Raw genomic sequence first — 21,442 nt, 5'->3', positions numbered from 1 at the left:
GAATCCGCCGACGGCGTCACGCCGCCGGAGGGCCGTTGGAGCAATTGGCAGCTCACCCGGTTCTCACCCGGGAGGCTACGGGTTCGAGTCCCGTACGGCCTACGTCAGACGGACATGAGCAAGGAGACGACGATGGGTTTCACCCCGCTGGCCGGTACCCGGGCACCGGTCCGGGTCTGGACCGACCCGTACGCGATCGAGGCGCAGGCGGCCCGGCAGCTGCGCAACATCGGCGCGCTGCCGTGGGTGCAGGGCGTCGCGGTGATGCCGGACGTGCACTTCGGCAAGGGCGCCACTGTCGGCTCGGTGATCGCGATGCGGCAGGCCGTGTCGCCGGCCGCGGTCGGCGTGGACATCGGCTGCGGCATGTCGGCGGTGCGGACCTCGCTGACCGCCGCCGACCTGCCCGACGACCTCGCGCCGCTGCGGTCGGCGATCGAGGCGGCGATCCCGGTCGGCTTCGCGATGCGTGACGACGCCGTCGATCCGCGCCGGGTCCGGGGGCTGGAGCAGGCGGGCTGGGACGAGTTCTGGCGGCGGTTCGGGACGCTGGACCGGAAGGTGGCGCAGCTCCAGACGCGGGCGCAGCGGCAGCTCGGGACGCTCGGCGGCGGGAACCACTTCATCGAGGTCTGCCTGGAGCAGGGTGGCGCGGACGACGGCCGGGTCTGGCTGATGCTGCACTCCGGTTCCCGCAACATCGGCAAGGAGCTGGCCGAGCGGCACATGGCGGTGGCGCGCGGCCTGCCGCACAACACCGACCTGCCGGACCGGGACCTCGCGGTGTTCCTCGCCGGCACGCCCGAGATGGAGGCGTACCGGCGGGACCTGTGGTGGGCGCAGGAGTACGCCCGGCGTAACCGGGCGGTCATGCTCGCCCTGCTCTGCCAGGTGGTCCGGGAGGCGTTCCCGCACGCCGGCTACGACGAGCCGATCTCCTGCCACCACAACTACGTGGCGGAGGAGAGCTACGACGGGGTGGACGTGCTGGTGACCCGCAAGGGCGCGATCCGGGCCGGCCGGGGTGACCTGGGCATCATCCCGGGCTCGATGGGCACCGGCTCGTACATCGTGCGCGGGAAGGGGAACCTCGACGCGTACTGCTCGGCGTCGCACGGCGCCGGGCGGCGGATGTCGCGGGGGCAGGCGAAGCGGACGTACAGCACCGCGGATCTGGCCGCGCAGACCGCCGGGGTGGAGTGCCGCAAGGACGCCGGTGTGGTCGACGAGATCCCCGGCGCGTACAAGGACATCACCGAGGTGATGGCCCAGCAGGAGGACCTGGTCGAGGTGGTCGCCCACCTCAAGCAGGTCGTCTGCGTGAAGGGTTGACCGGCAGGGCCGGCGTCGAGGGGGCGCCGGCCCTACCGGGTACGCCGGGCGACGCGTACGCCGATGGCGACCGCGCCGATGACGAGCAGTGCGGACAGGAACTGGAGGCCGGGGGAGTCGTCGGCCTCGCCGTACACGAAGCCGGTGACGCCGAGCACGACGGCGAGCAGGGCGACGACGACGGCCAGGTGTCTCATCGGTCCTCCTCGTCGGCGACCCATTCGAGCAGGTCGCCGGGCTGGCAGTCGAGCACCCGGCACATGGCCTCCAGGGTGCTGAAACGGACGGCCTTGGCGCGGCCGTTCTTGAGTACGGCGACGTTGGCCGGGGTGAGCCCGACGCGCTCGGCGAACTCGCCGACGCTCATCTTGCGCTTGGCCAGTTCGACGTCGATGCGCACGACGATCGGCATCAGATCACCGCTTCCATGTCGGTGCGCAGCGTGGTGGCCTGGCGCAGCAGTGCGCGCAGGACGACCATCAGCAGCCCGAGCACGCTGACGCCGGTGACCAGCAGGAACAGCAGCAGCGGCAACCCCGGGTCGTCGGCGTTGAAGCCGACGTAGAGGAACACACCGACGAGCACCACCCAGGCGGCGGCGACCGCCCAGACGATCCCGTCGACCCAGCCCAGGGACGCCTCGGTGAAGATGCGGTCGTTCTTGACCAGGGTGAGCAGGTGCCAGGTGCAGACGATCACCACCTGCACGCACAGCACCCAGAAGATCGTCACCGCGGTGGCGGGCCACCGCAGGTACGCCATGTCCGGGTTCTCGCGCGCCATGTGCGCGAACTGCCCGGGCAGCGACATGGTCTGGAACAGCACCAGGATCGCGAACAGCAGGACCAGGAAGGCGCGGAGTGGTGTCACCGCGCGTTGCGCCGTCAACATGCATCGACTATCGCGCGGAACCTATCGAAAGTCAATCGGTATCACTCGCGCGACGGCCAACGGCGTACCTGACGTGCACCGCGTGGCGCGAGTGGTGCACGGCGCGGATCTCCAGGTCGACGTCTCGGTCGAAGCCCTCGAAGAGCCTCTTCCCGCGACCGAGGATCACCGGCGCGGTGGACAGGCCCAGCTCGTCGACCACGCCGGCCGCGAGCGCCTGCCGGATCACGTCGGCGCCCCCGCCGATGACCACCGCGCCGTCACCGGCCGTACGCCGGGCCGCGGCCAGCGCCGCGTCGAACCCGTCGACCATGAGGAAACCGGCGTCCGGGTCGGGCTGGTCGGCGGTGCGGTGGGTGAGCACGACCAGGGGCGCCTCGAACGGGTTGCGGCCGCCCCAGGCGCCGGCGCTGTCGTACATCCCCCGGCCGCACAGCGCGGCGCCGACGCCCGTCAGCAGCTCGTCGAAGTACGCGCGGTCCTCGCCGGTCATGCCAGTGCCGGGTTCGCGTGGCGTGTCGTACGTCCACGGCCCGCCCATCACCCAGTGGTGCAGCCGCTCGCCGCCGACGCCCAGCCCCTGGCCCGCGTGGTCGTCCGGACCGGTGACGTAGCCGTCCAGGGACACGGTGACGAACGCCCGCACCCGGCCCCGCGCTTCGCTGGTGCTCATGCTTCCTCCCGGAGATCGGAGAACACCGACCCGGGGCAGACCGCCCGCGCGCGGCGGACTCATCGGCGCCGCCGGTCCGGCGTCAGCCGTACACCGGATGTTCCGCCTGGAACGCCAGCCGCCGGTCCGCGCCGGCGGCCAGCTCGGCGAGGACGTCGTCGAGGTCCAGGAACGTCTGCCAGCGCTCCTGGCCGGTGATGGCGGCGAGCCGGTCGACCACGAGCTGCTCCAGGTCGGTGACCCGGCGGCCCTTCCACACCTTGTCGGCGAGGCTGACCAGCAGGTCCTCCAGCTGTACGCCGGGGGAGTGCCAGGCGGCGTGGGTGACGGCGAAACGGGCCCGCTCCTCCGGTACGCCGAAGCGCAACAGCAGCTGGTAGCCCGCCTCCTCGTGCGCCGACCCGGGGCCGGTCAGCTCGCCGGGGTGCTCGACCTTGCCGAGGTCGTGCACTGCGGCGCCGAACAGCACCGCCTGCCTGTCGAACGGCACCGCGCCGAACCGGTCGGCGAACGCGGCGGTCAGGTGCCAGGCGACGTCGTGCACCAGCCGCAGGTGCGCGCCGAGGCGCGGCGGGGCGGCGAGGGCGTCCAGCAGCTCGACCGCCACGCCGGGAAGCGGGAGCAGCGGCGGGTCGCCCGGTTCGGTGAGGGCGCGGCGCAGCGCGTCGGAGGTCATCGGGGCGAGCGTACCGGGCCGCCACGGGCTCACCTCTGGTGATGGACGAGCAGCCGAGCGTGAAGCGGCCACTCGTCCGATTCCGGTGCGTCGATCCACTCGCGAGTGTGGGGGCCACGTCTCACACGGGGGTTGTCGAATGACCGCAATGAATCGTCGTGCCCTGCTGCGTACCGCCGCGCTGACCGGAGTCGCCGCCGCGACCGGGCTGGCCGTCGGGCCCCACGCCGCGTCCGCCGCACCCGCGTCCGCCGCCGACGTGGTGAACGGGTCGTGGCTGGTCAGCGTCGGCTGGGGTGTGCTCCAGGTCGACCCGGGCCGCACCACGCCGCGGGAGCTGCTGCCGAACGGGGACCACGCGAAGGCCTCGCCGGACGGCCGGTACGTGGCCTGGGTCAACACGGCCCGCTCGGGCGACGGCACGCTGGAGCCGTACGTGGCCGTGTACGACCGGGTCACCGGCCAGAAGCGCACACTGCTCGCCGACCCGTTCGGTGTCCGCTACGGCGCGCCGACGTGGTCGCCGGACGGCACCGAGATCGCGCTGGTCACCGGGCAGGGCAACGACCGGCTGATCGCTGTGGACGTGGTCACCGGCGCCACCCGCGTGCTGGTCGAGGGGCACTCCATGAGGGACCCGGACTGGTCCCGGGACGGCTCGATGATCGTCGTACGGTGGCGCAGCCGTTCGCAGGGCTGGCAACTGCGGGTGCTGGAACTCGCGACCGGCACGGTGCGGCCGATCTACACGCCGGTGGCGGGCGAGATGTTCATCTCGCCGGTCTTCATGCCCGACTCCGGGCGCGTCGTCTTCTGCACCAACCGCTGGCACCTGGACCGGGAGGTCTACAACCAGTCGCTGGCGTCGGTGCGCATCGGCGGCACCGGGCTGAAGAAGCTCACCGACGAGCCCCGGTTCTACCTGTCGCCGGTGTTCTCCCCGGACGGCCGCTACTGCGCCGCGCTGTCGATCCCGCCGGAGAACGAGTACCCGGACGGCGGCAACATCATCGTGTCCACCAGTGGCTTCGGCGAGCAGTGGTGGATCCCCGGCGACGAGTACGACGACAGCACCCGGCTGGACTGGGCGCGGGCGATCTGACGTAGCGCCGCGCGCACATCCGGTGGGCCGGATGTGCGCGCCGCCGGGCGTAACCGGTGCGAGGCTTGGTGCGGACGCCGCCGAAGGGGCCGGCGTCCGCTGTGGAGGGGTGATGGCCGAGCCGCCGACCGGGACGTCGTCGCACCGCGCGCAGGCGCACGGCAGGCACGCCAACCACCGCCGCTACCACGACGGCGCCGAGGTCGACGGGTACGTCGACGACCCGTACCACCGGGTGCGCCGCGCGGTCGCGGCCCGGCTGATGGCCGAGGGGGTGACCCGACGCGGGCCGGTGCTGGAACTGGGCTGCGGACCGCGCGGCATGCTCGACCCGGCCGCGCTGCCCGGCCCGGTGGTGCTCGCCGACACGGCCGAGACGGCGCTGCGCACGGCCCGCGCCGCGGCCCGCGGGCGGGCGCTGCCGGTCTGCCTGGACGCCACCCGCGGGCTGCCGTTCCGGGCGGGCAGCTTCGCCGGGCTGCTCGCCGGCGAGCTGATCGAGCACGTGTACGACCCGCTGGCGCTGCTGCGGGAGTGCCACCGGGTGCTGGCGCCCGACGGCCTGCTGGTGCTCACCACGCCGAACCTGGCGCCGGTGCAGGACCGGCTGGCGTTCCTCGCCGGGCGGGCGCCACGTCAGGTCGATCCGCTGCACCCGTACCTGTGGCTGCACATCCGCCCGTTCACCGCCTCGCTGCTGCGCCGGACGCTGCGCCGGGCCGGGTTCACGCCGGTGGCGCTGCGGTCCAACGAGGTCGGCTGGCGGCTGCCGGGCGGCCGGTGGGTGGCCTCGCGGCGGCTGGCCCGCGCCGCACCGGGGCTCGGCGGTTCGCTGATCTGCGCCGCCCGCCGGCACGGCGCACCGCCACCACAGCAGAACAGGGCGTGATGGCGACATTGACAGCGGGCTATCATGGAGGTTCCGTCGTCGACCGGGGGATGTCATGACGCGCCTGCTCGCCTGGGTCGTGACCAATCTCGACGCGTTCATCGGCCTCGTCCTGGCCCTCACGGTGTCCGTGCTCGGCCTCACCAACGCGGTCGACCAGGAGGTCGTCAACAGCGCGATCCTGCTGGTCCTGGGCCTGCTCGCGCAGGCGATGCTGCGGGACCGGCTGCGCCGGCGCACCACCGAGCGGGAGGTCCGCCAGGTCATCTCGGACACCCGCGACCGGCTGACCGACCTGGTGCCGCAGATGCAGGAGATCACCGGGCCGGAGGGCGCGCTGAACCGGGCCCGCGAGGCCATCGACAGCGTCTCCATGGTGCGCGTGCTGCACGGCAGCGAGGTCGGGCAGGCGCTCGCCGAGGCGCGGCGGCACACCGACCAGTGGAGCTTCAAGGGCGGCACCGGCACCTACCTGCGCGCGGTCACGCTGCCGGACTGTCTGGAACACGCCCGGCGGCGCAACGCCACGCTCACCGTCGCGATCGAGATCATCGACCCGACCGACGAGGAGGTCTGCGAGCGGTACGCGCGGTTCCGGCGCAGCCTCGACCCGGACGCGCCCGGCGAGCCGTGGACCGTCGACCGCACCCGCAAGGAGTCGTACGCGACCGTGCTGGCCGCCTGCTGGCACCTGCAACGCTCCGGCCTGCTCACCATCGACGTCCGGCTCTCCGCGCAGATGACCACGTTCCGCTACGACCTCTCCTCCTCCTGCGTCGTCATCACGCAGGAGAACCCGCAGACGCCCGCGCTGCGCATCGACCGCGGCGAGGTCTACTACAACCGTTTCAACATCGAGCTGGACTACAGCCGCCGGCAGAGCCGGCGCGTGCCGATCGAGGCGGCGGCCCAGGTCAAGCTCGACGACGAGCCGTCGGTCGAGCAGGTACGGCGGTTGTTCACCGCCCTCGGCCTGACGCTGCCCCGGTCCTTCGGCGACCGTGAGGTCGCCGGCATCATCGGCAAGGCCGTCCAGGCGAGGAACCCCTACTCATGACCAGTTACGCCGACCTCGAACGGGAGATCGACCGGGGCACCCGGCCGGAGATGCTGCGCGGCTGGGTGCTGGACGTGCTCGGCGACGTCGCGGACGGGCGGCGGCCGCTGCGCGCGGTCCGGCACCCGCTCGGCTTCACCTGCCTGCCCGTGGAACGCGACGGCCCGGACGGCATCTGCGTGCACGCCTGGCCGGCCGACCCGCCGCCGGTGCGCCCGACCACCTCCACCATGCACTCGCACAGCTGGGATCTGCTCAGCCACGTGCTGCACGGGACCGTCCGCAACGAGCTGATCGAGGTCGACGACGCGCCGGCCGATCCGGCCTGGCGGATCTACGAGGTGCACAGCCTCGGCGAGGTGGACGAGATGGCCGCCACCGACCGGCTGGTCACCGCGATGACCGCGACGGTGGAGACGCACTCCGCAGGCGACTCGTACGCGCTGCGCGCCGGCGGCTTCCACACCTCGGAGGTCGACGCCGGTGAGCCGGCGGTGACAGTGGCGCTCGGCCGGACCACTCCCGGCGCGTGCGACCTGAGCCTCGGCGCGGTGGACGGGCGCAGCCACCGGGTACGCCGGGACCGCTGCGACGCGGCGGAGACCGCGCGGATGGCGCGGGAGATCGCGCGACTGGTGGCACGGGGCTGACTGGCTGGAGGAGCCATGGACGTGGAGCCGAGCAGAGGCGGGCCCGACCTGCGCGACGCGCACCGGTTCGCGGTGGAGGCAGCGCAGGCGGCGGGCCGCCTGCTGCGCCGGGGCACCCGGGGGGAGGTGCACGCCCGGGCCAAGAACGACACCGGTGACCTGGTGACCGACCTCGACCTGGCCGCCGAGCGGCTGATCGTCGACCGGATCCGGGCCCGCTGGCCGGAGCACGGCGTGATCGCCGAGGAGGGCGGCGAGTACGCCCCGGACACCGCGTGGGCGTGGCTCGTCGACCCGCTGGACGGCACCAACAACGTGGCGATCGGGCTGCCCGCGTACGTGGTCGGCATCGCCCTGTGCGACAACGGCTCGCCGGTGCTCGGCGTGGTGCACGACCCGGTCGCGGGCCGGACCTGGTCGGCGGTGCGCGGCCGGGGCGCGTTCGTGCACGCGTCCGGCCCGGCCGCGCGGCCGCTGCGCGCCGCGCAGCGCCCGGTGCCGTCCGCGCCGGTGCTGGCCTGGACCCAGGGGCACGAGGTACGCCGCGACGACAGCACCGCCCGGGCGTTGAAGGTGGTGCTGGACACCAGCGCCCGCCGGGTGCTGCAACTGTGGGCGCCGTTGCTGTCCTGGGTGATGCTGGCCCGCGGCGACATCGACGGCATCGTCGGCTACCGTCCCGAGGCGGTCGACCTGCCGGCCGGGATGCTGCTCGCCGTCGAGGCCGGCATGGCGGTCCGCGCGCTCGACGGCGGCACGTTCGACGACCGGTACGGCTGCCCCGCCGACCGGCGCAGCTTCGTGGCCGGGCCACCGGAGACCATCGACCGGCTGGTCAAACTGGTCACCGCGGCACAGTGGATCGAGCCGCAGGTACGCCGCCTCACCCCGGTCGGCCTCGGCTCGGTCGGCTGGTGAGCCGGGTCGGCTAGCCTCGGCGGGATGGCCGCCAGACAACTCAAGCTCGGGCTCCGGGTCCGTGACCTGGACCGTTCCCACCGGCTCTACCTGCGACTCGGCTTCAAGGAGATCCCGCAGACCGACCAGACGAACCTGCGTTACCTCACGTTCGGCCACACCTGGCTGATCCTGTCCGACCTGCACCGCCACGGGCACCACAACGCGGAGCGGGAACGCGAGGTCAAGGCCGGGCCGCCGGGGCTCGGTGTCGTCCTCACCGTGCCCACCGCCGACCTGGACGCCACGTACGCGCTGTGGCGCGACGAAGGGCTGCCGGTGACGCTGGAGCCGGAGGACGTGGGATGGGCGCGGATCTTCTACGGGCTCGACCCGGACGGCTACGAGGTCATGTGCGAGCAGTTCCACCCCGTCACGGGCGCCTGACCGTACGTGCCGGATGTTGCCGCCTGTTCATACGATTCGATGCCACGCCGCCGTGGCTAGGCTCCTCGCGTGTTCTCGCTGAGCAGTCCACATCAGACGGAAACCGGCCGGCCGATCGGGCCGCGCCATGGGTGAGCCGGACGAGTACTGGACGGACGTGCGGGACCGTTGGTCGCGGGTCGTGTCCGCTGTCGACAACTCCGGCGCCGGCCACTCGGGTGGCGGGCGGGTGTCGATCGCCGAGACCACGCGACGACCCACGAGTGACATCATCCCGGTGTTGGTGGCGGGCCAGCGCGGGGTCGGGAAAAGCGCGCTGTACCAGGCGTTGCTCGGCGACAACGGCTACATCCGGCGGCGGGACGAGGACCATGTGCCGCACCGCCTCGCGCTCGCGTCCGGCCGGCGCCAGGCCCATGTGACGCTGGTGGTGAGCCCCGGCCAGACCGCGGGCGGCGACTACTCCTCCGGCGAGGTGGACAAGTGGGACGCCATGCTCAAGCCGCCGAACCACCCGACGGGCGTCATCTACGTCGCCGCCGCCGGGTACGACGAGCCGTGGGATCCCCGCGAGGTCAACGTCCTCGAGGAGCGGCGGCAACGGCGTGAGGACGAACTCCGTCGGCAGGTCGAGGCCCGGCTCTGGGAGCAGTGGCAGGCATCCCTCGACGCGACGCCCACCGAGGAGGAGCGGCGGGACCGGGCCGAGCAGATCGCCCGCGAGGTCGAGGCGGCGATCCCGTCGCCGTCCGAGCAGCTCTGGGCGCAGAACCGGAACGTCGAACTCGAGCACTTCTCCCGGTTCTGCCAGAACCTGCTGCCCTGCTGGGTCGACAATCCGGCCGCCAAGGACCTCTGGTTCGTCCTGGCGGTCACCAAGGCCGACCTCTACTGGACCGACCAACTGGGCCAGGTCGAGGAGTACTACCTGCCGGGCGCCGACGGTGAGCCCACATCGGACTTTCAGCGACAGTTGGTCACTCTCATCCGTGCCTTCGGCCACCGCAATCGCCCCCGGCTGGCTGTGCTGCCGGTCGCCGGCCGCCGGCAGGACTACCGCTTCATCCCTGGAGTCGGTGAGAAACAGGCGATGTTCGACGACATGAAGTTCGCCGCGGTGCAGCGGAGCCTCCGGACGACCGTGGGAGAGTTCTGTGGGCTGGGATCCTGAGCGGGGCGGTGACCTGTCCGGCCCGGAGTTCGAGCGGCTCCTCGGTGGCGCGGAGCACCTGCTGACCCGGGTGGACGCGGCGCGGGAGCGGCTGCGCTGGTACGAGGCACTGCGGGCGGTCGTCCTGGCCGTACTGGTCCTCGTGGGCCTGGTCGCGGCCGTGTCGGCGTCCGACTGGTGGACCGGGGCGGGCGTCGCGGCAGGTGCCACGGTGGTCGTCGCGTGGTTCGCCGGGACCTTCCGCCGAAGCGTCGTCAAGCCGCTGCTGAGCCAGATCTACCGCGACGAGAAGCTGATGGTCGCCACCGTGAACATGCTGCGCGAGCTGCTGCCGCTGCTGAGCCACGACGAGCGGTGGAGCGAGGTGAGGCAGGATCGAAGCCGCCTGCGTCTCGGCCGCTTCCCCATCGAGCCACGGGGCCTGTGATGGCGCGGACGGAGAACGCGGCAGGCGGTCGGCGCGAGGCCGGCATCTGGCTCGTCGCCGGACGTGTCGGTGTCGCGCTCGGCGTGGTCAACGGGATCGTGCAGGTCGTCCGAACCGTCGTCGCCGGGCGGGTGGGAATCCGTGGCGTGCTCACCGACGGGTGGGTGCTCGGCAGCGCGGCGCTGACCGGAGGCTTCGCTCTGGTGTTCGGAGCGGTGATGGTGCTGTACGCCCGCTTCTGGTTCCGGTCGAGCCCGTTCGACGACTTCCGCCCGGACCGGCAGGCCGTGCGCCGGCGCATCGACCGTGGCGGCTGGAGCCTGGCCGGGCTCGGCGCGGTGATCCTCGCCGCCACCGGGGCGGCCTGGTTGACCCTTCGCTGAGCGGCGCTCCGGCGGCTCAGGCGACCGGCCGCGACGGCACTCGGTCAGCCAGGAAATCGGTCCAGGTCCGCACACCTCTCGCGGCGCCCGGCCGGGCGAGGTTCGCGCCTTCCCGGTACGCCCGGCCGGCCCGCCCGGGGATGTATACCGGCAGGCGTGCCCGGCGCTTCCCGGCGGCGGTCAGGTAGTCGGTCAGCATCTCGCCGATGCCGTACGTGTCCGGCCCGGCCAGGTCCGGCACCAGCCCGGCCGGTGCGCCGAGCGTGAGTTCGGCCAGCCGGGCCGCCACCTCGGCCGCGTCGACCGGCTGCAACCGCAGCCCACCCGGAACCGGCACCACCGGCAGTCTCGTCATCGCCGTCAGCATGGTGAACACCAGGTCGTGCACCTGCGCGGCGCGCAGCACCGTCCACGGGACGCCGGAGTCCACCACCGCGCGCTCGGCGTCGAGCTTGGACCGGATCCAGGCCAGCGGCACCCGGTCGGCGCCGGTCACCGAGATGTGCACCAGGTGGGCCACAGCGGCCCGGTGCGCGGCGCGGGCCAGGTGGGCGGTGGCACGGTCGTCGCCCTTCGCGCCGCCGGCCAGGTGCAGCACAGTGGACACCCCGCGCAGGGCGGGGCCGAGGTCCGCGCCGCTGAGCAGGTCGGCGGCCACGTGGGTGACACCGTCGCCGGGCCGCCCGCCGCGCCGGCTGAGCACGCGCACCGGGTGCCCGGCGGCGCGCAGCAGCGGCACGACGTGCCGGCCGATCGTGCCGGTGCCGCCGGTGACCAGAATGGGTGCGTTCATCGTCGTCCTCCCGTTGTCGGTGCTGCCACCTCGACCCGCGCCGGCCTGCCGACGTGACAGGTGTGACGGCTGTCACCTGTGGTCACATCGGTGACCCGGCGCGGGTCGAGTCGATGTGCGGGAGGGGAGGCTCAGGTGATGGACCTGGCGGAGCGGTTCGAGCGGGAGCGGCCACGGCTGCGCGCGGTGGCGTACCGGCTGCTCGGGTCGCTCACCGACGCCGAGGACGCGGTGCAGGAGACCTGGCTGCGGCTGTCCCGCACCGACGCGGACACCGTGGAGAACCTCGACGCCTGGCTCACCACTGTGGTCGCCCGGGTCAGCCTCAACACGCTGCGGTCCCGCGCCGCCCGCCGGGAGGACCCGCTGGACGTACGCCTGCCCGATCCGGTGGTGGACACCGGCGCCGACGATCCGGCGCACGCCGCGGTGCTCGCCGACTCGGTGGGGCTGGCGCTGCTCGTGGTGCTGGACACGCTGACCCCGGCCGAGCGGCTCGCGTTCGTGCTGCACGACATGTTCGGCGTGCCGTTCGACGAGATCGGCCCGCTCGTCGACCGCTCACCGGCGGCGGCCCGGCAGCTCGCCAGCCGGGCCCGCCGCCGGGTACGCGGACAGGCGCCCACGCCCGATCCCGACCTGACCCGGCAGCGGGCGGTGGTCGACGCCTTCCTCGCCGCCGCCCGCGACGGTGACCTCGACGCGCTGATCGCGGTGCTGCACCCGGACGTGGTGCTGCGCTCCGACGCCGGGACCGCCCGCGCCCGCCACACGGTCGTGCTCACCGGCGCGACGACCGTGGCGGCGCAGGCCACCACGTTCGGCCGGCTGTTCCCGCACGCCCGGCCGGTGCTCGTCAACGGCGCCGCCGGGGTGCTGGTGACCGCCGGCGACCGCCGGCTGTCGGTGATGGCGTTCACCGTCACCGGCGGACGGATCGCCGCCGTGGACGTGATCGCCGACCCGCGCCGGCTGGCCGCGCTCGGCCTCGCCGGCTGACCCGGAGTCGCGGACCGTCAGTCGACCAGAACCAGATTGGCCATGTCGACCACCGGCCGGAATCCGAGCCGGGCGTAGAGCCGGTTCGACACCGGGTTGGCCTGGTCGGTGAACAGGCACACCCGCGCGCCCTCGGCGGTGAGCAGCCGGCACACCTCGGCGACCGCGTTGCCGGCCCAGCCGCGTCCGCGCTGCCCGGGTGGCGTGTAGACCGGTCCGACGCGGGCCACGCCGAACGACGGCGGATTCGCGGCGGTCAGGTGCACCGGAGCCCCCGACTCGTCGGTCCAGAACCAGACCCGCCCGTCCCGGATGCGGCGCAGCAACTCGGCGCGGTCGGGCGTCTCGTGTGCGCTGGTGCCGGGCGGGCGGCCCGCCTGCTCGTCGGCGTCGGCCGTGAACGCGCCGAACCAGGTGGCGACCAAGTCGACCTCGTCCGGCCCGGCGGCCCGCAGCGCGCCGGGCACCGGAGCCGGTGGTGCCAGTTGGTCGAGCACGTGCAGCCGGGTGTGCTGGGCCACAGCGACCCGGCCGCCGTTCAGGCGGGCCACCTCGTCGGCGCAGGCGCGCGCGGCGGGCAGCGCGCCGTTCACCGCGCGGATCCGCTCGCCGCGCCTCTGCCACGCCCGGGCCAGCGCCACCGCGGCCTCTTGCGGCATCGGCAGCAGGAACGGCGGTCGCGGCGGGAACGGCGCGGTACGCATCGCGGCGCCCACCACCGCCCCGGAGGCGTCCCGCACCACCAGCCACCAGTCGTCCTCGGGCAGCGCGACGCCCTCGGCGCGGCGGGCCGCCATCCGCTGCGCGACGGTGGCGACGACCGTGCCGACCACCGGGTCGGCGGCCAGGTACGCCCCGGCGGCGGCGAGGAACTCGCCCGGGTCGGTGCAGAAGTGCAGCGTGGGTGCGGCGGTCATGCGGGCACGGTAGCCACCGCCCGGGATCGGGCCGTACCGGTTTTTCGCCCCGGCGAAGGTGGGCGATGCCGCGATGCTAGGCGCCGGGACCGACAAGAAGCGCCGTCACGGTGGCGGCCGTGGCGAGCACGGCGAGCGCGGCACTGGTGGCCACGAACCGGCCCAGCGGCACGGCGACCCCGGCGGCCCGGCAGCGCTCGTACCAGATCAGTGTCGCCAGCGACGCCCACGGCGTGGCCAGCGGACCCACGTTCGTGCCGATCAGCAGCGCCAGCAACTGGGTGTGCCGGTCGGCCGCGATCACCGCCTCGCCGGCCAGGTACGCGGGCAGGTTGTTCACCGCGTTGCTGAACAGCGCGCCGACCGCGCCCGCCCGCAGCGCCCCCTCCGCGCCCGGGTCGGTGCCGATGAGCGTGCCCATCACCGTGTCCAGGCCGTGCCGGCCGATGGTCTGCACCACGAGGAACAGCCCGGTCACGAACACCAGCAGCCGCCACGGCACCAGCGCCGGACGCAGCCGGTGCCGGGCCCGGACCGCGAAGCCGGCGACCAGGATCGCGGCGGCCGCCCCGGAGGCGATGCCGATCTCCACCCCGGCCAGGATCCCGGCGACGAACAGCAGGCAGGCCGCCAGCGCGGTGCGGTAGAGCACCCGGTCCGGCGGCACGTACGGCGGCGGCGGGACGAACGGGTCGGCCCCGGCGCGCGCCGGCCGCCAGTACCACCACCACAGCAGCAGCGCGGTCACCGCGACGGCGCCCAGTTGCGGCCACCACATCCGGGCCGCCCACGGCACCGGGTCCAGGTCGACCCGGTCGCTGGCCAGGATGTTCGTCAGGTTGGACACCGGCAGCAGCAGGCTCGCCGTGTTCGCCAGCCACACGGTGGTCATGGCCAGCGGCGTCGGCGGCACGTTCAGCGCCCGGGCCAGCGCGATCATCACCGGCGTGAGCAGCACCGCCGTGGTGTCCAGGTTGAGCGCGATCGTGGTCACCGAGGCGAAGCCGACGCACAGCCAGAACAGGGCCCGGAAACTGCCCCGCGCGGTCACCGCCACCCGGGTCGCGAGCGCGTCGAACACCCCGGCCACGGCGGTCAGCTCGGCCAGCACCACCACCGTGCCGAGGAAGATCAGGATGGGGATGATCCGCCGCATCGTCGCCTCGGCGTCGGCGCGGGGGAGCAGCCCGGTGAGCACGAACACCGCGCCGAGCACGGCCAGCCCGATCGCGATCCAGTCCAGCACGTGCAGGCGGCCCCAGCGGGAACGGTCAGGCACGGCGTTCGGCGGATCGCCGGGGGTCTCCACGAGGGATGATCCTCGCACATGCCGGCGCGGGCGCAGGAGCCGACGCGGGACGATCCGAGCTGCCGAGGGTGTCGATCTGTTGACCGTCGGTGGCCATAATGACCATGTGGTTGTAGGCGCGCACCCCACCCGGTCCGACCGCCCCATCGATTTCTTCATCAGCTACTCGCCGGCCGACGAACGCTGGGCCACGTGGCTGGCGTGGGAGTTCGAGGCGGCCGGCTATCGCACGTTGTTGCAGGCGTGGGACTTCGTGGCAGGCACCAACTTCATCGACTTCATGGACCGTGGCGTCCGCGAGGCCGAGGTGGTGGTGGCGGTGCTGTCCGAACGCTACCTGCACTCCACGTACGGCAAGCTGGAGTGGCAGGCCGCGCTGCGCGCCGACCCGGACGGCACCGGCAACAAGCTCGTCACGGTACGCGTCGAGGACTGCCCGATCGACGGCCTGCTCGCCACCATCACCTATGTGGACCTGGTCGGCGTGGACGACCCGGTGCAGGCCCGCAACCGGGTGCTCGACCGCATCCGGGAGGCGCTCGACGGGCGCGCCAAGCCGATGCGGCAGCCGGCGTTCCCGCACCACCCGGCCGACCCGCACGGGGTGCTCGCCGCACCGGCCGCCGGAGCGCCCGCGCCCCGCCGCGCCCGGCGTACCCCGATCAACCCGCCGCCGTTCCCGCCCGCCGCGGCGGCGCCACCGACCGCCCGGGACACCGTCACCGTGCTCCAGGTCGCCGGGCCGCGCTTCGGCCGGGGCGTGATCACCCCCGGCGCGCCGGTCACCCCGGGCGAGGTGCAGGAACACCTGATGGGCGACCTCACGCTGCTGATGAACGACGGCGTGCCCCGGCCGGACCTGCTCGTCGTCGCCGGCAACCTCACCGAGTCGGGCAGCCCGCGCGAGTTCTCCGACGCGCTGAGCTTCCTCACCGGCCTGCGGGTGCTGCTCGGGCTGGAGCCGCACCGGCTCGTCGTGGTGCCCGGCCCGCGCGACGTGACGATGGCCGCCTGCCGCGCGTACTTCGCCACCTGTGAGGCCGACGACGTCGACCCGCAGCCGCCGTACTGGCCGAAGTGGCGGCACTACGCGCGCCTGTTCGACGACCTCTACCAGGGCCTCGACGACCGGATCTTCGACAGCGAGCAGCCCTGGACGCTGTTCCCGGTGCCCGACCTGCGGGTGGTGGTGGCCGGGCTGAACTCCACCATCGCCATCACCCACCGCGAGGAGGACCGGTACGGCTTCCTCGGCGAGGCGCAGTCCAGCTGGTTCGCCCAGCGGCTGCGCCACTACCAGCAGTCCGGCTGGCTGCGGCTGGGCGCGATGGCGCACGCGCCGGGGGCGCGCAGCCCGTACGCCGACGAGGTGCCGCCGGACCCGGTGTCGCTGCGCGACCGGGGCTCGGTCAACCGGCTGGTCGGCCCGATGCTCGACCTGCTGCTCTCCGACGCCGCGCCGTCGGCCCGGGTGGACCCGGTGGTGCCGCTGGCCGCCGCGCCCCGCGACGGCCGGGCGCAGGTGCTGCGGCTGGGCGCGGACGGGATGACCCGCTGGGTGCTCGGCCGCGACGACCGGCTGGACGGCGGCGCGGTGACCGCCGTGTCCTGGCCGCACGCCGAGGCCACCTTCGGCGCGTCCGGCCCGGCCCAGGTACCCGACCCGCGCCGTCCGGTCGCCGTCGAGGGGGCCACCCAGGGCGCCGCGGTGGCCGCCGCGCCGGTCGCACCGGTGCAGCGGCTGCTGGACCGGCTCGCCGAGGTCTGCGAGGCCCGCTACGACCGGGTGGTGGTGCGCCGCGTCGGCACCGACCCGCCGCACCTCTACATCAGCTACCGCTCCGACGGGGTGGTCCGTCAGCAACGCGTCGGCGCGCACGTGGGCACCCCCACCGCCGCCGATGTGGACGTCTTCGCCCGGCGGGTGCACGCCACCGACCCGGACATCGCCTCCGAGCTGGTCTACGACGGCGACCGGGTGCCGCGCGGGCTCGCCGAGGAGGCACAGCGGCGGGGCGTACGCGTGCTGCACCTGACCGAGTTCCAGGGCCTGCTCGACCTGCGCGAGTACGTCGCCGCGCAGACCGCCCGGCTCCAGGCGGACCGGCTCTACCCACCCGGGCAGTACGTGCCGCAGCGCTACCGCCACCTCGTCGGCGCCGACCAGCGCGTCCGCGACGACGTGGTGGACGAGCTGCTGGAGACCGTCTCCGCGCCGGACGGCCGGTTCGTGCTGGTGCTCGGCGACTTCGGCCGGGGCAAGACGTTCGCGTTGCGGGAGGTGGCCCGGCGGCTGCCCACCGCCGCGCCCGACCTGATCCCGATCCTGGTGGAGCTGCGGGCGCTCGACAAGGCGCACTCCGTGGACGGCCTGGTCGCCGCGCATCTGGCCAACCACGGCGAGCAGGTGATCGACCTCAAGGCGTTCCGCTACATGCTGCGCCAGGGTCGCATCGTGCTGCTGTTCGACGGGTTCGACGAGCTGGTCGCCCGGGTGACGTACGACCGGGCGGCCGACCACCTGGAGACGCTGCTCCAGGCCGCCGAGGGCAACGCGAAGATCGTGGTGAGCAGCCGTACCCAGCACTTCAAGACCAACTCGCAGGTGCTGACCGCGCTCGGCGAGCGGGTCGGCCTGCTGCCGCACCGGCGCGTGCTGGCCGTGGAGGACTTCACCCCCGGGCAGATCGAGGCGTTCCTGCGCAACCGGTACGGCGGCGACGAGCGGGCCGCCCGCGAGCGGATGGACCTGCTCGCCGGCGTCAAGGACCTGCTGGGGCTCTCCCGTAACCCGCGCATGCTCGGCTTCATCGCCAACCTGGACGAGGGGCGGCTCGCCGCCGTGGCCGGGGCGGGCGGCACGTTCAGCGCCGCCGCGCTGTATCGGGAGATCCTGGAGTCCTGGCTGGACTTCGAGGAGCGCCGCACCCAGGGCATCCCGGGCGCACCGGTCAGCCTGCGCCGGCCCGAGCTGTGGCAGGCGGTGAGCCGGCTGGCGTTCCAGCTCTGGGAGAGCGGCGAGGCATACCTGCGCCTGGCCGAGCTGGCCGAGTCCACCGGTCAGCTCGCCGGGCGGGCCGACTCGCGGCTGTCCGGCCCGCAGGCTGCGCACGCGGTCGGCGCGGGCAGCCTGCTGGTCCGTACCGACGACGGGTTGTTCGGGTTCATCCACACCTCGGTGATGGAGTGGCTCGTGGCCGAGGGGGTGGCCGAGCAGATCAACCGGGGCGAGGAGCCGGGCGCGCTGGCGGTCCGGTCGCTGTCCGCGCTCGCGGTGGAGTTCCTCGGCGACCTCGCCGACCCGGCCCGCTGCACCGCGTGGACCGCCCGGGTGCTCGGTGACGAGTCCGCGGGCGAGACGCTGCGCGCCAACGCGCTGCGGCTGTCCGCCCGGCTGCGCCTGCCCGACCGGGCCGATCTGCGCGGCGCGGTGCTGCGCGGCGAGGACCTGTCGCACCGCGAGCTCGCCGGGGCCGACCTGACCGGGGCCGACCTGACCGACGCGCGGCTGGTCGCCACGAACCTGACCGAGGCGCGGCTGGAGCACGCCCGGCTGCGCGGCGCCCGCCTGGACCAGGCCCGCCTCGCCGGGGCCGACCTGCGCGACGCGGAGATGGCCGGCGCCCGCCTGTTCCGTACCGACCTGCGGGGTGCGCGCGTGGCCGGCAGCAGCTGGCACCGCACCGCGCTGATCGATGTCAGCGCCGACCCGGCGCTGCTGCGCGCCCCGGAACTGCGCGGCGCCGTCGTCGCGCCGGGCCGTCCGGTCGCGCCGGGCCTGGCCCCGCCCGCCGTGGGCGTCGGATACGGCTTCGAGGTGGGCCGGCTGCCGGTGCCGGTGGCGTACAGCCCGGACGGCGCGGTGCTCGCCGTCGGCAGCGACGACGGCGGTGTGCTGCTCTGCGACACCGCCACCGGGCTGCCGGTGCGCACGCTCCAGGGACACCGGTCCCGGGTGTACGCGGTCCGCTACGACGCCGCGTCCCACCAGCTCGTCACCGGCTCGGCCGACCTCACCGTACGGCTGTGGGACGCCGACCACGGCGACGTGCGGCACGTCATCGAGGACGTCTTCACCGGCTGGGTGTGGCCGATGCTCACCGACGGCCGCCGCGGCCGCCTGGTGGTCGGCGACGCGGCCGGCGTGGTGCGGCTCTACGACACCCGTGGCGCCCGGCTGCGTCACGAGTGGCCCGGCCACTCCGCGCCGATCTGGGGCACCTCGTTCAGCCCGGACGGGCGGCGCGTGGTGGTGGCCGACAGCGCCGGCACGGTCCGCGGCTGGGACATCCCCACCGGCAAGCTGGCGTTCGAGGTGCAGGAGCCCGAGGTGGTCTACCGGGTCGTGCACTCACCGGACGGCCGGCTGCTGGCCGCCGTCGGGCAGCACGGCCGCATCTGGATCCGCCGGGCCACCGACGGCGAGCTGCTGCGCGCGCCGCGCGGCCACGAGGCCGACGTGTACGCCCTCGACATCCACCCCGACGGCACGCTGATGGCCACCGGCGACACGCACGGCGCGCTGCGGCTGTGGGAGACCGAGACGGGCCGGCCGGTCCGGGTGCTCGGCCGGCAGCGCGGCGCGATCTACAGCGTCCGGTTCAACGGCGACGGCAGCCTGCTCGCCACCGCCGCCAGCGACGGCGCGATCCAGCTCTGGGACACCGACGACGGGCAGGTGCGGCACGAGCTGACCCGGCACCGCGGCTCGGTGTGGCCGGTGGTCTGGCGGCCGGACCAGAACCAGGTGGCGACCAGCAGCAACGACGGCACCACCCGGCTGTGGGACGTCCGCAGCGGGCAGCTCCAGCACACGCTGCGCGGGCACGGCCGCAAGGTCACCGCGCTGTCCTTCCGCGACGACGGCGAGGTGCTCGCCGCCTGCGGCAACGACGGCGTGATCCGGCTCTGGGAGCCGCGCACCGGCCGCCTGGTGCGGCAGCTCGCCAGCCCGGCCGACCGGCTGCTGTCCGTGGTGTTCTGCCCGGAGGAACCGCTGGTGGCCACGCCCAGCGGCGACGGCGGCGTGCACCTGTGGAACACCGACACGGGCGCCGACGAGCGTGAACTCAACGTGGACACCGACCACGTCTGGGCGGTCGCGTTCAGCCCCGACGGCGACGCACTCGCCACCGCCAACGACGACGACACGGTACGCCTGTGGTACCGCCGTACCGGCCGGCACTTCGCCACGCTCACCCCGCACCGGGGGCGCGTGCGCACCGTCGCGTTCAGCCCCGACGGCGAGACCATCGCCACCGGCTGCGACGACCAGGCGGTACGGCTCTGGGACGCCGCCACCGCCACCTGCCGGCTCACGCTCGAACACCACACCGACCGGGTCTACTCGGTCGGCTTCAACAGCGAGGGCACGCTGCTCGCCAGCGCCGGTAACGACGGCACGGCGGTGGTCTGGGACGCGGTCACCGGCGAGCGGCGCCTGGTGCTCACCGAGCACGACGGCCGGCTCTGGTCCTGCGCGTTCAGCCCGGACGGCAACCTGCTCGCCACCGCCGGCGACGACCTGGTGATCCGGCTGTGGGATCCGGTCACCGGCCGGCTGCACGGCACCCTTGCGGCGCACACCCGGCGCGTCTGGTCGGTGCACTTCAGCCCGGACAGCAGCCTGCTCGCCAGCGCCGGTGACGACGGCACGGTACGGCTGTGGGACGTGGCCGACCCCGAGCACGCCCAGTTGCGGACCACGCTCATCGGCCTGCCGGACGGGTGGGCGGCGGTCAGCCCGGACGGCCGGTACAAGCTGGACGGCGACCCGGGCGGCCAGTTCTGGCACGTCATCGGCACGTGCCGCTTCGAGGTGGGCGAGCTGGACCCCTACCTGACCCAGGTCCGCCGCCTCTCAGTAGACGCCCCCTTCTGACCCCCCCGGCCCCGGTGATCAAGGAGTTCGTGTCCGGCTCGGACGTCGTCTCCGACACGAACTCCTTGGTCAACTCCGGGCAGGCGGGGGAGACAGGGCGGCAGGTCCGGTCCAGCGGACCTCGCCGTCTTGCCACACGTCGGTCGGGGCCAGGCCGCAGGCCGTGGCCACCGCGGCCGACGCGCGGTGGTCGGGATGGATGTGGGCCACGAGGGTACGCACACCGCGCCGCCCCATCCAGCCGACCATGCCACGGGCGGCCTCGGTGGCGATCCCGCGCCCCTGCCACCGTGTTCCCACCACCCAGGCGATCTCCGCGACCGGTCCCGCGGTGGCCGGTGTCGCCTCGTCGAGGTGCCGGTGTCCTACCGCCCGCGCGCCCGCCGTGGCGGCGTCCGTCACCGTCCCGTGTGCCTCGGTGACTGTGGCCTGGACGAAGCCGGTCAGCCGGCCGCCGTCCCGGAGCCGGATGACCCAGTTGCACCACGACTCGGCCGGGTCGGGCGAGCCGGCGACAAGCCGTTCGTAGCGGGCCCGCAACGCCGCCGGGGTGGCGGGTTCGCCGCCGATGAAGGTGTGCAGCGCCGGGTCGGCGAGGACGGCTGCCATCTCCTCGGCATGCTCGACGCCCAGCGGCAGCAGGACCAGCCGGGCGGTGGGGATCGGTTCCGGCGTGAACCCGCTCATCGACGTCAGCGCGCCGGTCGACTCATCCATGATCGCGCTTCCAGTAGAGCGATGACCTGGTCTCGCGGGAGCGAAACGGACCTCACGGTATCCCAGACCGCCCAGAGAAACGCAACGCCGTCCGCGACCCTCAGGGCGGGCAGCCCCGGGCCGGCAGCCCTCGCTGATCTTGCAGTTTGTGCCCGGGCGAATGGGACATTCACGTCACCGCTCGGGCCGAAAGTGCAAGATCGCGGGGGAGAGGGGGAGGGAGGGCGGGGG

At 73.9% G+C, this 21,442-nt stretch carries 21 protein-coding genes and 1 tRNA gene; 13 read left to right on the top strand and 9 right to left on the bottom strand.

Annotated elements, in window-relative coordinates; all coding sequences use genetic code 11:
* Positions 1-29: 29 nt before the first annotated feature.
* A tRNA-Glu gene (locus IF06_RS0118585) sits at positions 30-102 on the top strand.
* A 30-nt stretch (positions 103-132) separates the two neighbouring features.
* The gene (locus IF06_RS0118580; RefSeq protein ID WP_013286538.1) at positions 133-1,332 is read left to right on the top strand and encodes an RtcB family protein; all 1,200 of its coding nucleotides are present in this window, start codon (positions 133-135) and stop codon (positions 1,330-1,332) included.
* A 32-nt stretch (positions 1,333-1,364) separates the two neighbouring features.
* Here the strand turns inward: IF06_RS0118580 and IF06_RS33970 are convergent, their stop codons facing one another.
* From IF06_RS33970 to IF06_RS0118555, 5 genes are all read right to left on the bottom strand, one after another.
* The gene (locus IF06_RS33970) at positions 1,365-1,529 is read right to left on the bottom strand and encodes a hypothetical protein (RefSeq protein ID WP_162881534.1); all 165 of its coding nucleotides are present in this window, start codon (positions 1,527-1,529) and stop codon (positions 1,365-1,367) included.
* Complete coding sequence (locus IF06_RS0118570; RefSeq protein ID WP_013286536.1) at positions 1,526-1,744, bottom strand: helix-turn-helix domain-containing protein; 219 nt, start codon at positions 1,742-1,744, stop codon at positions 1,526-1,528. Before IF06_RS0118570 ends, IF06_RS33970 begins: the two co-directional genes overlap by 4 nt.
* Complete coding sequence (locus IF06_RS0118565) at positions 1,744-2,223, bottom strand: DUF2975 domain-containing protein (RefSeq protein ID WP_013476640.1); 480 nt, start codon at positions 2,221-2,223, stop codon at positions 1,744-1,746. Before IF06_RS0118565 ends, IF06_RS0118570 begins: the two co-directional genes overlap by 1 nt.
* 31 nt (positions 2,224-2,254) lie before the next feature.
* A complete protein-coding gene (locus IF06_RS0118560) occupies positions 2,255-2,896 on the bottom strand; it encodes a dihydrofolate reductase family protein (protein ID WP_030272503.1) in 642 nt (213 codons plus the stop codon).
* 82 nt (positions 2,897-2,978) lie between these two features.
* A complete protein-coding gene (locus IF06_RS0118555; RefSeq protein WP_013286533.1) occupies positions 2,979-3,572 on the bottom strand; it encodes an HD domain-containing protein in 594 nt (197 codons plus the stop codon).
* A gap of 148 nt (positions 3,573-3,720) precedes the next feature.
* Between IF06_RS0118555 and IF06_RS0118550 the strand changes: the two genes are divergently transcribed.
* From IF06_RS0118550 to IF06_RS0118510, 9 genes are all read left to right on the top strand, one after another.
* Positions 3,721-4,674 (top strand): TolB family protein, encoded by a 954-nt coding sequence (locus IF06_RS0118550; RefSeq protein WP_230649811.1) that lies wholly within the window; start codon positions 3,721-3,723, stop codon positions 4,672-4,674.
* 112 nt (positions 4,675-4,786) lie between these two features.
* Positions 4,787-5,563 carry a methyltransferase domain-containing protein gene (locus IF06_RS0118545; protein WP_013286531.1) on the top strand — a complete coding sequence of 259 codons (777 nt, stop codon included), beginning with the start codon at positions 4,787-4,789 and terminating at the stop codon, positions 5,561-5,563.
* Positions 5,564-5,618: 55 nt separating this feature from the next.
* A complete protein-coding gene (locus IF06_RS0118540) occupies positions 5,619-6,620 on the top strand; it encodes a hypothetical protein (RefSeq protein ID WP_013286530.1) in 1,002 nt (333 codons plus the stop codon).
* Positions 6,617-7,270 (top strand): hypothetical protein, encoded by a 654-nt coding sequence (locus IF06_RS0118535; RefSeq protein WP_013286529.1) that lies wholly within the window; start codon positions 6,617-6,619, stop codon positions 7,268-7,270. Before IF06_RS0118540 ends, IF06_RS0118535 begins: the two co-directional genes overlap by 4 nt.
* 15 nt (positions 7,271-7,285) lie before the next feature.
* Complete coding sequence (locus IF06_RS0118530; RefSeq protein ID WP_013286528.1) at positions 7,286-8,188, top strand: inositol monophosphatase family protein; 903 nt, start codon at positions 7,286-7,288, stop codon at positions 8,186-8,188.
* Positions 8,189-8,212: 24 nt separating this feature from the next.
* Positions 8,213-8,614, top strand: a complete 402-nt coding sequence (locus tag IF06_RS0118525; RefSeq protein ID WP_030272500.1) for a VOC family protein — start codon at positions 8,213-8,215, stop codon at positions 8,612-8,614.
* Positions 8,615-8,741: 127 nt separating this feature from the next.
* Positions 8,742-9,785, top strand: a complete 1,044-nt coding sequence (locus IF06_RS0118520) for a hypothetical protein (RefSeq protein WP_030272498.1) — start codon at positions 8,742-8,744, stop codon at positions 9,783-9,785.
* A complete protein-coding gene (locus tag IF06_RS0118515) occupies positions 9,769-10,212 on the top strand; it encodes a hypothetical protein (protein WP_013286525.1) in 444 nt (147 codons plus the stop codon). Before IF06_RS0118520 ends, IF06_RS0118515 begins: the two co-directional genes overlap by 17 nt.
* Entirely contained in the window at positions 10,212-10,595 is a 384-nt protein-coding gene (locus IF06_RS0118510; RefSeq protein WP_013286524.1) for a hypothetical protein, read from the top strand. The genes IF06_RS0118515 and IF06_RS0118510 overlap by 1 nt, the downstream gene beginning before the upstream one ends.
* Positions 10,596-10,611: 16 nt before the next feature.
* On the opposite strand, the gene IF06_RS0118505 is transcribed toward IF06_RS0118510, so the two are convergent.
* The gene (locus IF06_RS0118505; protein ID WP_030272496.1) at positions 10,612-11,388 is read right to left on the bottom strand and encodes an SDR family oxidoreductase; all 777 of its coding nucleotides are present in this window, start codon (positions 11,386-11,388) and stop codon (positions 10,612-10,614) included.
* 138 nt (positions 11,389-11,526) lie between these two features.
* Between IF06_RS0118505 and sigJ the strand changes: the two genes are divergently transcribed.
* The gene (gene sigJ, locus IF06_RS0118500; protein WP_030272495.1) at positions 11,527-12,387 is read left to right on the top strand and encodes an RNA polymerase sigma factor SigJ; all 861 of its coding nucleotides are present in this window, start codon (positions 11,527-11,529) and stop codon (positions 12,385-12,387) included.
* Positions 12,388-12,404: 17 nt separating this feature from the next.
* On the opposite strand, the gene IF06_RS0118495 is transcribed toward sigJ, so the two are convergent.
* The gene (locus tag IF06_RS0118495) at positions 12,405-13,304 is read right to left on the bottom strand and encodes a GNAT family N-acetyltransferase (protein WP_030272493.1); all 900 of its coding nucleotides are present in this window, start codon (positions 13,302-13,304) and stop codon (positions 12,405-12,407) included.
* A 76-nt stretch (positions 13,305-13,380) separates the two neighbouring features.
* A complete protein-coding gene (locus IF06_RS0118490; protein WP_030272491.1) occupies positions 13,381-14,613 on the bottom strand; it encodes an SLC13 family permease in 1,233 nt (410 codons plus the stop codon).
* A 106-nt stretch (positions 14,614-14,719) separates the two neighbouring features.
* Between IF06_RS0118490 and IF06_RS0118485 the strand changes: the two genes are divergently transcribed.
* The gene (locus IF06_RS0118485; protein ID WP_030272488.1) at positions 14,720-20,494 is read left to right on the top strand and encodes a TIR domain-containing protein; all 5,775 of its coding nucleotides are present in this window, start codon (positions 14,720-14,722) and stop codon (positions 20,492-20,494) included.
* Positions 20,495-20,563: 69 nt separating this feature from the next.
* Here IF06_RS0118485 and IF06_RS0118480 read toward each other — a convergent pair whose 3' ends face one another.
* On the bottom strand, positions 20,564-21,211 hold the full coding sequence (locus tag IF06_RS0118480) for a GNAT family N-acetyltransferase (protein ID WP_013286518.1): 648 nt from the start codon (positions 21,209-21,211) through the stop codon (positions 20,564-20,566).
* Between the last annotated feature and the right edge of the window lie 231 nt (positions 21,212-21,442).

The sequence above is a fragment of the Micromonospora globosa genome (genome assembly GCF_000717585.1).
Lineage (GTDB): Bacteria > Actinomycetota > Actinomycetes > Mycobacteriales > Micromonosporaceae > Micromonospora > Micromonospora aurantiaca.
Note: the sequence above shows the minus strand (reverse complement) of the source record. Positions and strands in the feature narration are given on the sequence as shown.

Bases quoted from the DNA above. Each gene is read 5' to 3' on its own strand.
- IF06_RS0118580 (WP_013286538.1), top strand. From the start codon at position 133: ATGGGTTTCACCCCGCTGGCCGGTACCCGGGCACCGGTCCGGGTCTGG.
- IF06_RS33970 (WP_162881534.1), bottom strand. From the start codon at position 1,529: ATGAGACACCTGGCCGTCGTCGTCGCCCTGCTCGCCGTCGTGCTCGGC.
- IF06_RS0118570 (WP_013286536.1), bottom strand. From the start codon at position 1,744: ATGCCGATCGTCGTGCGCATCGACGTCGAACTGGCCAAGCGCAAGATG.
- IF06_RS0118565 (WP_013476640.1), bottom strand. From the start codon at position 2,223: ATGTTGACGGCGCAACGCGCGGTGACACCACTCCGCGCCTTCCTGGTC.
- IF06_RS0118560 (WP_030272503.1), bottom strand. From the start codon at position 2,896: ATGAGCACCAGCGAAGCGCGGGGCCGGGTGCGGGCGTTCGTCACCGTG.
- IF06_RS0118555 (WP_013286533.1), bottom strand. From the start codon at position 3,572: ATGACCTCCGACGCGCTGCGCCGCGCCCTCACCGAACCGGGCGACCCG.
- IF06_RS0118550 (WP_230649811.1), top strand. From the start codon at position 3,721: ATGAATCGTCGTGCCCTGCTGCGTACCGCCGCGCTGACCGGAGTCGCC.
- IF06_RS0118545 (WP_013286531.1), top strand. From the start codon at position 4,787: ATGGCCGAGCCGCCGACCGGGACGTCGTCGCACCGCGCGCAGGCGCAC.
- IF06_RS0118540 (WP_013286530.1), top strand. From the start codon at position 5,619: ATGACGCGCCTGCTCGCCTGGGTCGTGACCAATCTCGACGCGTTCATC.
- IF06_RS0118535 (WP_013286529.1), top strand. From the start codon at position 6,617: ATGACCAGTTACGCCGACCTCGAACGGGAGATCGACCGGGGCACCCGG.
- IF06_RS0118530 (WP_013286528.1), top strand. From the start codon at position 7,286: ATGGACGTGGAGCCGAGCAGAGGCGGGCCCGACCTGCGCGACGCGCAC.
- IF06_RS0118525 (WP_030272500.1), top strand. From the start codon at position 8,213: ATGGCCGCCAGACAACTCAAGCTCGGGCTCCGGGTCCGTGACCTGGAC.
- IF06_RS0118520 (WP_030272498.1), top strand. From the start codon at position 8,742: ATGGGTGAGCCGGACGAGTACTGGACGGACGTGCGGGACCGTTGGTCG.
- IF06_RS0118510 (WP_013286524.1), top strand. From the start codon at position 10,212: ATGGCGCGGACGGAGAACGCGGCAGGCGGTCGGCGCGAGGCCGGCATC.
- IF06_RS0118505 (WP_030272496.1), bottom strand. From the start codon at position 11,388: ATGAACGCACCCATTCTGGTCACCGGCGGCACCGGCACGATCGGCCGG.
- sigJ (WP_030272495.1), top strand. From the start codon at position 11,527: ATGGACCTGGCGGAGCGGTTCGAGCGGGAGCGGCCACGGCTGCGCGCG.
- IF06_RS0118495 (WP_030272493.1), bottom strand. From the start codon at position 13,304: ATGACCGCCGCACCCACGCTGCACTTCTGCACCGACCCGGGCGAGTTC.
- IF06_RS0118480 (WP_013286518.1), bottom strand. From the start codon at position 21,211: ATGGATGAGTCGACCGGCGCGCTGACGTCGATGAGCGGGTTCACGCCG.